Source organism: Clostridium sp. 1001283B150210_160208_E6 (assembly GCF_015669365.1).
GTDB lineage: Bacteria > Bacillota > Clostridia > Clostridiales > Clostridiaceae > Clostridium > Clostridium paraputrificum.
In genome coordinates, this window is record NZ_JADPAA010000007.1 from 87,077 (window position 1) to 100,122 (window position 13,046).

At 30.2% G+C, this 13,046-nt stretch carries 9 protein-coding genes; 2 read left to right on the plus strand and 7 right to left on the minus strand.

The features are described from left to right. Positions 1–203: 203 nt before the first annotated feature. The 3 genes from I4V16_RS09345 to I4V16_RS09355 all read right to left on the minus strand — a co-directional run bounded on the left by I4V16_RS09345 (position 204) and on the right by I4V16_RS09355 (position 3,779). A complete protein-coding gene (locus I4V16_RS09345; RefSeq protein WP_099314397.1) occupies positions 204–1,859 on the minus strand; it encodes a B12-binding domain-containing radical SAM protein in 1,656 nt (551 codons plus the stop codon). Between the two features lie 17 nt (positions 1,860–1,876). After that, positions 1,877–2,380 (minus strand): hypothetical protein, encoded by a 504-nt coding sequence (locus I4V16_RS09350; protein ID WP_049177049.1) that lies wholly within the window; start codon positions 2,378–2,380, stop codon positions 1,877–1,879. A 133-nt stretch (positions 2,381–2,513) separates the two neighbouring features. Then, positions 2,514–3,779 (minus strand): hypothetical protein, encoded by a 1,266-nt coding sequence (locus I4V16_RS09355; protein ID WP_049177050.1) that lies wholly within the window; start codon positions 3,777–3,779, stop codon positions 2,514–2,516. Between the two features lie 125 nt (positions 3,780–3,904). Here I4V16_RS09355 and I4V16_RS09360 point away from each other — a divergent pair, with 125 nt between their 5' ends. Continuing rightward, on the plus strand, positions 3,905–5,020 hold the full coding sequence (locus I4V16_RS09360; protein ID WP_195966663.1) for an aminopeptidase: 1,116 nt from the start codon (positions 3,905–3,907) through the stop codon (positions 5,018–5,020). A 471-nt stretch (positions 5,021–5,491) separates the two neighbouring features. Next, on the plus strand, positions 5,492–6,991 hold the full coding sequence (gene spoVB, locus I4V16_RS09365; protein WP_049177052.1) for a stage V sporulation protein B: 1,500 nt from the start codon (positions 5,492–5,494) through the stop codon (positions 6,989–6,991). A gap of 192 nt (positions 6,992–7,183) precedes the next feature. On the opposite strand, the gene I4V16_RS09370 is transcribed toward spoVB, so the two are convergent. The 4 genes from I4V16_RS09370 to I4V16_RS09385 form a co-directional block, all read right to left on the minus strand. Next, the gene (locus tag I4V16_RS09370; RefSeq protein ID WP_049177053.1) at positions 7,184–8,797 is read right to left on the minus strand and encodes a polysaccharide biosynthesis protein; all 1,614 of its coding nucleotides are present in this window, start codon (positions 8,795–8,797) and stop codon (positions 7,184–7,186) included. Between the two features lie 10 nt (positions 8,798–8,807). Continuing rightward, positions 8,808–9,776 (minus strand): RluA family pseudouridine synthase, encoded by a 969-nt coding sequence (locus tag I4V16_RS09375; RefSeq protein ID WP_049177054.1) that lies wholly within the window; start codon positions 9,774–9,776, stop codon positions 8,808–8,810. 64 nt (positions 9,777–9,840) lie between these two features. Beyond that, positions 9,841–11,025 (minus strand): M20 family metallopeptidase, encoded by a 1,185-nt coding sequence (locus I4V16_RS09380; RefSeq protein WP_049177055.1) that lies wholly within the window; start codon positions 11,023–11,025, stop codon positions 9,841–9,843. Between the two features lie 21 nt (positions 11,026–11,046). Next, positions 11,047–13,014 (minus strand): cell division protein FtsA, encoded by a 1,968-nt coding sequence (locus tag I4V16_RS09385; RefSeq protein WP_099314396.1) that lies wholly within the window; start codon positions 13,012–13,014, stop codon positions 11,047–11,049. Positions 13,015–13,046: the final 32 nt, after the last annotated feature.

The following is a 13,046-nucleotide window of genomic DNA, read 5'->3' on the forward strand; positions in this document are numbered from 1 at the left end:
GCACACCATGTAATAAAATATGAATAAAATATGAATTAGTACTTTATATAGTATTAATTACTTTTTACCACTTCTATTATACACTGTTTTAAGAGTTTTTCAACACCTTTATTATTTGATTGTTCATATTTTGTTACATTTTTCGATATTTGTAAACAATATCAGTATTGAAAACTCTACCATCTTAAATTTGGATATATCAATTAAATTTTTATAATTTCACAATTGTTACCAACTAAATAAAAGCATTCCTTTTTTATAATTTTTCCTGTATTCAAGTACTCACTCATATCTATATCAAACTTTTCAATTTGGTAATCTTTAAAAGAATATCTTTCTCTAAGTTCATCCTTTATTTGAAGTTCCAATTGTTTATCTATATTTGATTTAATAAAATCAGGCATTCCTCTTCTTTTATTAAAAGATAGATAATCATATTTAATAATATCTTTAAGATAGCTTTCATCACCCTTTAATATTTCCATATTAAAATCTAAAAATACCTTATAATATTCTGTATTTCCTATATTTCTATTAAAATATCCTTTTGACTCAAAATAATTTCCTAAATCATAAAAGAAATCAAAAGGGGTTTCATACTTTTCATAGAAAAACTTTAAGGTATTGTTAAATTTTTGACTGTTATAATATTTATCGACCATCTCTTCCACTTTTTTTAGCCTAATCATTTCTTCATATGATACTTTATCTGTTTTTATTATTTCATAAGGAGGATATGGAGAATAAACCATTTCATATTTTTCTGCTTCTTCCCTCATAGAAGAACCTTTTAATAACTTTAAAAATCCTAATTGTATTTCCTCTGGTCTTATACTATGTACATCATTAAAAGATCTTCTAAAAGATTCATAATCCTCCCCTGGAAGACCTGCAATTAAGTCTAAATGTTGCTTTATATTTCTAATAGAAAGAAGCTCAACAACCTTCTCCTTTATATCACTAAAGTTAACAAATCTATTTATATTTCTTAAAACATCATCATTAGTAGTCTGTACCCCTACTTCAAATTGGAACCTTCCCTCTGGTGCATTTCTTAAAAGCTCAATTTCTTCTTTCTTTAAAATATCAGCCGATATTTCAAAATGGAACTGAGTTTTTGTATCTTGATTAATTAAAAAATCCCAAATAGCCATTGAATATTTATGGTTACAATTAAAGGTTCTATCTACAAACTTAACCAACCTAACGCCTTTATCAATAAAGAACTGAAGTTCTGATAAAACTCTCTCTATAGAATGAAATCTTACACCATGAGTAGTTGATGATAAGCAATATTTACAATTAAAAGGACAACCTCTGCTTCCTTCGTAATAAACTATTTTATTGCTTAAGTCCTCATCTTCCTCATAAGGAAATACAATCTCATCCATAGACATTAGTGGTCTACTTGCATTCGATAGAACCTTATTATTTACTTTATAATGTAATCCTCTTATATCTTCTATTTCTCTTAATCCAAGCTTATATTCTACAAACTCTCTATAAGTTTTTTCTCCTTCTCCTTCAATTACATAGTCACCTTCAAACTGACCAAGAAAAACTCTACTATCATAAGAAACTTCAGGGCCTCCATAAAGTATCTCAATATTAGGATCTACAAGCTTTATAAGATTAGAAATTCTTTCAACCATTTCCACATTCCATATGTAAGTTGAAAACGCCACTACATCTGCCTTTTCTCTTATTATCTCTTTAAGGATATTTTCTTCTCTATCATTTATTGAAAACTCCTTTATTGCACACTCATATGGCATATCCTTTGTAAATGCTCTTAAATATCTAACAGCTAAGTTACTGTGAACAAACTTCGAATTTAAAGCTGTAAGTAAAATTTTCATTATTATTCCTCCTAAAGTTAATCAATTATTTTCTTTGCTTTAATAAAGAAAATATCTTCCCAAACTTTAGTTTCTTCTATTTTGCAATATTTTTCAAGGATTTTTTTAACTTCCTCGAAAGAACATGTTAATAAAGGATTATAATTCTTAAATTCTATTTCCTTTACCTTTTCATTGGGAAGAATAACCTTAACTTTATTATCTACTATTTTTCCTCTTTCCTTATTAATATCCCATACATATATCTCTCCATCCTTGTTTAAATATTGAGATATCTCTTTTATTATTCTATCCTTTTTTCTGCTTCCCCACACCTTATTTAAATTAAAGAAAAATGTGCAAGCTCCATACTTCCTCTGCTTTAATAAACTCTTATTCTCTCCATCTACATAATCTACAGATATTTCATCATCTATCTCTTTTGAAATGTTATATATTATTCCTGTTGTGTCCCCAGCAACATCTAATATATCCCCTTCAATAACTATATCTTTCATATTTATAACCAATGTTTTTCCCATAAAATCACCTCTTAATTTTATATTACCATAATTTTACATAATGTAAAATCATTCTTACTTTTAAGGTGATTCTTTTTTACGAACTAACAAATAAAGGAACCAAAGCAGTAGCCAGGTCCCCTTACTAATTACTTTATTCCTTTTTTTTACTCATTTTATACACAACTATCATTAATATTGTAAAAGCCAATAAAAATACAAATACCCATACTACAACAGGTAATGTAAATCCAAGAATGCCTTCCTTAGCTTTTATATTATAAACGCACCCAATTCCACTATCTAAAATCAAAAATTCATTGCCATTAAAAATAATATCTTCTACTAAACTCTCATTGCTTACCTTTAGAATTTTTTTATATACATTATTCTTATCTAAGGCTCCTATAACATTTTCACTCTTATCCCAAAATACCATTGTGTCCTTACCAAGAACCAAACCGTTTTTATCTATACCTAACTCTTTTAAAGCATCAACTGATGTATGTTGATAAATTGGTCCAAGAGGCGACTTCTTTGGATATGTTTTAAGTAATGGCTTTATTATTTCATCACCTTTAAATCTAGGAGATGAAATATTATCTCCTCCACTAAAATCAGGGAATCCATACCATTCATTCTTTTTAAGCTCATATATATAGTCTTTGTCCCTTTTTACAGGTCTTATTCCCTCATCCTTCATTCCACTAAAAATAGCCATAATATTATTTTCAGAATTAATATCAATACCAGATATTCCTCTAATTCCACAGGCATAAAGTTCTAATGATCCACTTTCTAATGCAAGCTTATAAACAGTTCCATTACCTATAGGGGAACTTTTAATCCCCTCCCCTTGTTCAGATTTTATTCCCTTACCTTTAAAAGCTCCTGTGCCATCAATATTTATTCCATTTAAAGTTAAATCTATTGGAGTTCTATCAAAATCAGCTCCCTCTGATATTCCAGAGTTAGTTACTGATCCTATTGTTATATATGCTTCCTTATCAGTAATTAATAGTTTTCTATCTATTCCATTTCCTCCTAGAGGAATATTATCAATTAATACTTGTACAGTATTGTTACTTAATAAAAATTTATTTAATCTGCTATCAGAAATAAAATATAAAGCCCCATCCTTATAGGCTAAATCCTCAATTTTTAAGTTCTTATCCTTATAAATAAGCTTTTCCTTACCATCGTTATCAATTTGTTTAATAGAATCGTCAAATGCTATGTACATAATACCATTCTCATCTAAGGCTATAGCTCTAGAGTTTTCTACCCCTTTTGTTATTATAGTACAATCTATATCATCCTTAAGAATGTCCAAATTATATTTATCTGACACTTTATAAGTAATAAAAGCTAACGTAACTATAATTATAGACATCAAACAAAACTTAAGAAATTTCTTCATAACTATCCCCCTCATCATCCCTCTATAAATTTATATTTTTTTAACCCCAAAATATAACCCTATTATTGAAAATTATATTCTTAATGCTATACTAGAAGATAATCATTATTAAAGGAGGAAAATTTATGAAAGACCCACGATTTACTAAACTAGCCCACAACTTAATAAATTATTCCTGTAGGCTTAAAGAGGGAGAAAAAGTTTTAATAGAAGGTATAGGTGATTGCGAAGCATTAGTTAAAGAACTAGTTAAAGAAGCTTACAAGGCAAAAGCTATACCTCTAGTTACCTTAAAAAATAAAGAAGTAGATAGAGAAATTTTAATGGGAGCTTCTAAAGAACAGTTAGAATTAATGGCTAAATATGAAGCTGCTAGAATGTCAGATATGGATGCTTACATAGGAATAAGAGCAGGACAAAACTCTGCTGAAACTTCAGATGTTCCATCAGAAAAACTTTCTTTATATAGTAAATATTTTTCTAACCCAGTTCATGGAGAAATTAGAGTTCCTAAAACTAGATGGGTTGTTTTAAGATATCCTAACTACTCAATGGCTCAAGCTGCAAATATGAGTACAGAAGCTTTCGAAGATTATTACTTTAATGTTTGTAACTTAGACTACTCAAAAATGTCTGAAGCTATGGATAAATTAGTAGCTTTAATGGAGAGAACTGATAAAGTTAGATTAACAGCTGAAGGTACAGATTTAACTTTCTCAATAAAGGATATTCCTGCAATTAAATGTGCTGGAGAAGCTAACATTCCTGATGGTGAAGTTTATACAGCTCCTGTTAAGAACTCTGTTAATGGTACAATAACATATAACACTCCATCACTTAGAGAAGGATTTACATATGAAAATGTAAAACTTACTTTTAAAGATGGAAAGATTGTTGAAGCTACAGCTAATGATACTGAAAGAATCAACAAGGTGTTTGACATTGATGAAGGAGCAAGATATGTTGGTGAGTTTGCTATAGGTGTTAATCCTTACATCCTAGAACCAATGAAGGATACTTTATTCGATGAAAAGATAACTGGTTCTATCCACTTTACACCAGGTGCTTCTTATGATGATGCCTTTAATGGAAATAAATCTGCTCTTCACTGGGATTTAGTTCTTATACAAAGACCTGAATACGGTGGAGGAGAAATTTACTTTGATGATGTTTTAATAAGAAAAGATGGATTATTTGTAATAGACGAATTAAAATGTTTAAATCCAGAAAATCTTATCTAAATAAATGGCTCTGCTTTTTGCAGGGCCTTTTATTTTAATCTGCTTTATTTATTACTAACAAATGAATTTTCATATTCACATATCTCAATCATCCTAATTCCATTTTCATGATGCTATATTTTTATATTTATATATTGTTTTGCCATAAAAGAATTTATCTTAGAAAAATTCTTTTATAAGATATCTTAATAATATAAATAATATTATTTTTATTATTTATATTATCCAACACTATTAATGAATCATTGACACGAAAAGATCTTACCAACTCCTCAATCACATTCTGAATAACCAATAAAAACTCAATCACATTAACCAGCTCTCTTATCTTTATTATCAATCCTATTTATTTTATCTTTTTTATTCCTCTTACTCTTCTTATCTCTATTATCCCTATTACTCGTACTCTTTTTGTTATATTTCTCTCCTTAACTGAATATGATTTATTGTAATCTAAAGGAGTGAATAGCTTTGGAGAAAGACAATTTTTTTAAGAACTCATTTTTACTTACAGCCTCAAATATCACCACTGGAATATTAGGATTCATATTTTCAATATACCTATCACACGTGTTAGGTCCTGAAGGAATGGGATTATATAACTTGGTAATGCCAATATATAATCTCTTTATTTGTATGATGTCAGCAGGAATATCTGCATCCATATCAAAGATCTCTGCTGTATATGCTGAGAAACAAGAAAATGGAAATCTAATAAAGACTATAAATACAGTTGCTGTATTCAATATCGTATGGGCAATAGTTATTGGAATTTTAGTATTTATATTTGCACCTTTTATAGGTAAGTATGGCATAAATGATGTTAGAGCCATTGATGCAATTAGGGTTACTTGTCCAGCTATGATATTTATAGCATTGTCTAACATTCTAAAGGGATATTTTTGGGGAACATCAAAAATCACAATGCCTGCAATAATAGACATATTTGAAAAAGCATTAAGAATTTTAACAGTTGCAATACTAATTTTTCTTTTCTCTGCAAAAGAACTTACAACTTTAGTAACTTTATGCTACGTTGCTCTGTGTCTAGGAGAACTACAAAGTTTGGTTCTACTTTATTTTTATTATAGGCAGTGTGCTAAAAAACTACCAAAGACTTATGAAAAAACAGAAAGAAGATCTCAATTACTGTTCAATGTACTTATAATTTGCTTACCACTAACCTTAAATGGATTCTTAAGTAATATCTTTAATACATTATCAACCCTAGTTGTACCTAGGTGTCTAATTACAGCAGGTTTTAACCATACGGAAGCCCTTGCTATGATTGGAAAGTTCTCAGGTATGGCTATGATGATTATTGGAATCCCTTTGATAGTTGTAAGCTCCATAAACACATTACTTATACCAGATTTATCGCAAACCCTTGTTAAGGGAAATTATTATGATGCAGCTGTAAGAATTAGAAAAGTAATAAAAATAGCATTTATATTAGGGCTTGCTACCACAACTATATGCTGTCTAATTCCTAATTCATTAGGTGAACTTTTCTATCAAAGAGATGACCTTGGCAAATATATCTTATATGCTGGATTAACTGCTCCAGTATTTTTTACATCTACAACGATGTTCGGTATATTAAATGGCATAAATAAACAAGGGATAATTCTAAGAAATTCACTTATAGTAGCAGCATTAGAATTAGTAGGCTTATATGTATTTACATCCATCCCTAGTATAAATATTTATGGATATGTAATCACCTTATTCTTTACTTCTCTAGTAAGCTTAGTGATAAATCTTTATGAGGTTAAAAAACATATTGAATTAAAGTTATCCTTAGCTAATGTAATAATATTTACATTACTTGCCGTTTTAACATTTTTAATTTTACGTACAATAATTAGGAAATTCTTCTTGCCTCTAAATTTTGCAAGTACTATATTTATAATACTTTTGACCTTTGGAATCTTTGTATTCTGGGGAACATTTGGAGAATTTGAAGAATAATAAACTAATAAAAAAAGTGTAGTGGATATTTATCTTGTTTGTTCCGTGGAAAAGCTCCAAGTTACAAAAAAACAAATATCCACTCCACTCATACTGAAGATAGGGAAATTATAAAATCATTACCAAGTAGATTTTATGTAAAAATAAAAGAAACTGCTAAGAGCAGTTTCTTTAAAACAGATTCTTTCTATCTTATCTAAGTTTTCTTCTCATAAATCGTGGCATCATTCTTATTAACTTTGGTGATATAGTTTGTATATCACTCTTTCTAATTCCACCCATTACTATCATTAGGTATAAATAAACAATTCCACCTATTGCAACAATTATTATTGTAATAGGAGCTGCTGTAACTCTAGATAGAGAGATAACTTCAAATACATACTTTAACGGTAATTTTAATAAGTATATGACTCCTGCCATAACAATTGATGCTATTGCCGGCTTTATTACTAACTTTGGAATAGATAATCTCATTTTCATAATTTTGCAAAGCTTTTTATGATTTAAAACTGCTGGAATCAAGTGCCAAAATACATTACCTATTAAAACACCATAAATATTTATACCTGGAATACCAACAAAAATATAATTAACTATAATCTTTGTTACTATTCCTAACATGAAAGTCCCTAGTATAAAATACAGTTTATTTATACTTTGCATAATAACAGCTTGTATTTGTGTCGTTGTATATAAAATTAATATAAATGCTCCTATCATCATAAGCTTATGACCATCAGTTCTATTATATAAAGTAGCATATACTAACTCACTTAACATTGAAAGCCCAACTGCAGCTGGTATTGCTATTGAAAAAGCCATCTTAAATGCATATGCAATCTTTCTCTTTACTTCTTTTCTTTCATTAAGAACCATTGACCTTGCAATAGCTGGTAAAGTAGTAGTCCCTATAGAAGTTATAATAACTAATGGTACACTTAATAATGTCTTATACTTACCTAGTTGTCCATATAATGAATTTGCAATCTCTTTTTCAAAGCCTGCAACTGCTAATCTACTATTTACATTTACCATATCTACTAGACCACCAAAATTTTGCATTCCAGTACTTAATGTTATAGGAATAGAATACATTATGATTTTTCTTAGTATTTTCTTTTCACTAACTTTTCTTACGTTTGTAAGGCTCTCTATCTCTTCTTCCTCTTTGCTATACTTTTTATCTAAACTGTATACTAAATATAGCATAGCAAATAAAGCTCCTACAGATGTACCAACTTGTGCACCTGCATTACCTGCAGCAGTTGATACCTGCACAAGAATATAAGCACACAGCAAACTTAATATAACATTTAAAAGCTGTTCTATAACTTGAGATATTGCAATTTGAGTCATGTGTCCTTTTCCTTGCATATACCCTCTATAAGCAGAAAGAATACAAGTTATTAAAACGCATGGTCCTAAAGCCATTACACCATATGCCGCATCTGAAATTCCAAATAAGTTACATAGAGGAATAGCTAAAATCATCATTAAGATTCCAAGCCCGCCTCCTAACATCATATAAAACTTCCTTGATATCCTTAAAGCTTTCTTTGCCCCCTCCTCATTTCCAAGAGCAGAAAGTTCAGATACAACTTTTGCTACTGCAGGTTGTGCTCCCATACACGTAATTGCATAAATAAACAAAAATATTTCAGTAGTTTGCGAATATATTCCATATCCATCATCCTTTAATATTCCTACTAAAAATGGGGTATAGAATACTGATATAAATTTAGCCACCATCCCAGCAACGGAAAGTATAAAGACTCCCTTTGCTGCTGAATGCTCCTCTCCCATACCAATTCTCCTATCTTATAGAAAATTTAAACACATCACTCTTTATCTTCTTAAATATTGGAGGTAACGCTGCTGCTATTGTTTTGTTCTTTAAGTAAGATAACTTGCCTCCAACTTCTCTAAATATAAGCTTATATGCATAAAGGAACTGATAATTTAGTCCAAACTTATTGTTAAAGAATGAATTAAGTTCCTTATCTCCATATTTACTATCCCCTATAACTGGATTTCCTAAATGAGCTAAGTGTGCTCTAATTTGATGACTTCTTCCTGTTATAAGATCAATTTCTAATAGTGAGAAGGCCCCATTTGTTTGAACAGTTTTAACTTCCATAGATATTTCTTTAGAGTTTGAAACTTGTTTGTCAAACACTTTTGAAATATTGGCTTCTTCATTCTTTAATATGTACCCTTTATATACGCCATCCTTTAGCTTTCCTTTAACTAAAGTATAATAGTATTTCTTAACTTGACCTTCTCTAACTACTTCATTTAAAGTTTTTAACGCTTCAAAGTTCTTACCAAAAATAACTACACCTGAAGTATTTCTATCTAATCTATTGCAAGATGCTGGTGTAAAAGTTATTTCTTCTTCTGGTCTATAGTCACCCTTTTCATTTAAATATGAAAGTACATAATCTGTTAATGTAGCTTCACTTCCCTTACTATCTGGATGAACTAACACTCCTGGCCACTTTTCTACTATTAAAACATTTTCATCCTCATATACAACCTTCAACCCTGATGAATCAACTTGGATAAAGTTAGTTTTATTTTCCTTCTTACTTTGTATGTATCTAATTTCAACTTCATCACCTTCAAGTAATGAATATTTTTCCTTTTGTTTCTTTCCGTTTACTCTTATGTCACCTTTTCTAATTGCTTTAAAAATTGCACTTAAAGGAACATCCTTTAACAATTTTCTTAAAAATTTATCTAATCTTTGCCCTGCTTCATTAGATCCTATTTCAATTTTCAAATATAATCAACTCCTAGTCTTTGCTTTTGTTTACTATTCTCCATTCTAATAGAGTAATATTTATTTATATTCTTGTCAAATAATCGTATGCTATTCCACATTGCATTGCAACACCTAGGGGGATAGCATCCTCATCTATGTCGAATAAATTGGAATGTGCAGCTTTATCTGTCTCTTTTATTTTATTTCCTGTACCTAAATAATAAAAGGCAGAAGTTCTTTCCATTGCAAAAAAAGCAAAACTTTCTACCCCCATACTAGGATACTTTTGTTCTACAACATTTTCTGCACCTAGTAGCTCTTTTCCAACATATTTTACTCCCTCTACCATTGTAGCATTATTATATAGGCAAGGATATCCCTCTTCTATATAAATATCGCACTCTCCCCTCATGCCTCTACAAATTCCTGTAACTAATTCTTTAAATCTTCTTACTACGTATTCTCTGTCCTCTTTAGTTAAGGTTCTAATTATTCCTGTAATCTCCACTTCCTCTGGAATAACATTTTGAGCTGTTCCTCCATTAATGCTACCAACAGTTATTACACTTGGATTTACAGGAGCTATCTCCCTACTAACTATAGTTTGAAGTGCCATTACAACATTCGAGGCAATAACAATAGGGTCTATTGTTGTATGAGGTGCAGCGCCATGGCCCCCTCTTCCTTTTATCCTTATTTTATAAGGATTTGATGCAGCATTTACCACATCACTTTTTATTCTAATTTTCCCATAATCTAAATCCTCAGTAACATGAAGCCCCACTATTGCATCTACTCTTGGGTTCTCTAAAACGCCTTCCTTTATCATAAAAGGAGCTCCACCAACAGTTTCTTCTGCTGGCTCAAAGAATAACTTTACACATCCACCAAATAATCGTTTATTTTTATTTAATATTCTTGCCACACCTAGAAGAATTGTTATATGTGCATCATGGCCACAAGCATGCATTTTTCCTGGAACTTTAGAACTATAGCTACATACCTTTTTATCTTGTATTGGAAGAGCATCCATATCTGCTCTTAACCCTATAACTCTATTATTGTCCTTTTTTTCACCTTTTATAATTCCACATACCCCTGTTTTAGCTACTTCAACATATGGAATTCCTTCTTTAGTTAAAAACTCTTTTATTTTTTCTGATGTTCTCTTTTCTTCAAAGCCCAATTCTGGATGTTCATGTAAATCTCTTCTTATTGTTATTAATTCATCCTTTATCCTATTTGCTTCCTCAAGAAAAGTAATCATTAAAGTCCTCCCTAAGAATTATTAACTCCAAAATACCTCTACTATATCACCATTATTCAATTTATCTGTATAAGATGCATCTTTTCCATTAATCTTTAGTGTAATATCACCAGTAACTTTAGTTATATCAATATCCATATGGTTAAATACATCTATAAATAAAGGTTTTTCTCCCCTTAAGATTACATCCTTACTATTAACCACAACTTTTATTCCCTCTTCTGTTTTCACTTCATTAGTAACTTCTTTTTCTTCTAACCTTTTAGAATATATTCTATCTCCCTCTTGAATAAGGGCGTCATCTTCTAATAAAATACCTTCTTTAAATAATTCTATTTCTCTTTTCAATATGTAATTCTTAATATCTAACATTTTCGATGGAATATATACTAAAATTTCATCTCCATCCTTAATATGAGTTGATATTTTCTTCTCTTTACCATTTATAAACACAACTGGTTCTAAGCTAACCAATTTATCATCTATGTATATATCAATAGAATTAATATTTTCTATAACTTCACTTACTTTAGGTGATGCATCCTTACCATTTTGAGCATAAGTAATTTTCACATTATCTCCTGCATTCACCTCTGATTCTATAGATGCCTTCTTTCTATTGATGCTTATCTTTGGATTCTTTCCCATCTCTCCAAATGCTAATCTTCTTTTGCCATTAAGGCTAAATCTTATACTCTTACCATTCTTCCCTATAAGTAATGATGGGTTAACCCCTGCTTGAAGTAAAACATCCATTACAGTATGTTTATGTGAATTAAATAAACTTACTGGTGTACCATTTAAATTTACATCTATAAAGTCATGCCCCATTTTCTTAATAGCTGATAATGCTATCCCTAAAACTGTAACACCAGCAGATCCTAATTCATTATTTGATAAACATTCTATTACGCTTGTCCTATCCTTGATTGCTATTCTTTGAGTCGGTAATCCTATGTGATTAGATATCTCTTCTACAAGACCTGGAGTGTGAGCTCCTCCCCCTACTAAGAATAAAGCTGCTGGTGGCTTATTTCCATTAAGAGAAATTATCTCACTTGAAATAGCTGTTGCAATCTTTTCTACAGTTGGGGTAATAGATTTTATAATAGAGCTAGATTCTATAATATTTTCTAGTCCTAATACATCTGTATATGTAACTTCATCCTGTAATGTCACACTTCTTTTTATATTTTCAGCTGAATTAAAATCAACTAAGCACTCTTGAGCTATTACTTCTGTAACCTCATCTCCTGCCATAGGTACCATTCCATAGGCACATATACTTTCTTTTGAACTTATAGCTATATCCGATGTTCCTGCTCCAATATCAACTAAGGCTATATTCAATAATCTTAAATTCTTAGGAACAGCAGCCTCTATTGCTGCAATTGGTTCTAGAGTTAAATTAGACACCCTTAAATTAACCTTGTTCATAACAGTATATAGCGAATCAATAACTGATCTAGGTAGGAATGTTGCTATTACCTCTGCTCCAATTCTTTCCCCTTTATGTCCTAATAGGTTTGTTATTACATATGAATTCAGGTAATAATCCTTTACTGAATAACCTACACAATATAGCTTACTTTCAGTATTTTTTATTACTTCCTCTTCAGCTTTTTTTACAGCACTTAATTCTACACTTCTTACTATTTCTTCATCTATTTCTTCATCACCATTAAGTTCTATTTCACCCATTGCATTAACAGTTCTTAGAAATCTACCTGCTGCTGCAATTGATACTTCTTTTAACTGTATTCCTAATTCACTTTCTATATCCTCTTTAACATCCTTAACTACAGATGCAACTAGGTTTATGTCGTGAATTTGTCCATCTACCATAGCTCTTTCTTCATGTTCTTTATACTTCTCATATAAAACTTCAAACTTCTTTTCTCTTACAACTCCAACGGTACCAATTATCGATCTAGTACCAATATCAAGAGAAAATATTATATCTTTAGGATTAAATACACCTTTATCCATAATAACCTCTTCCTAGCAAAACTATAATTAAA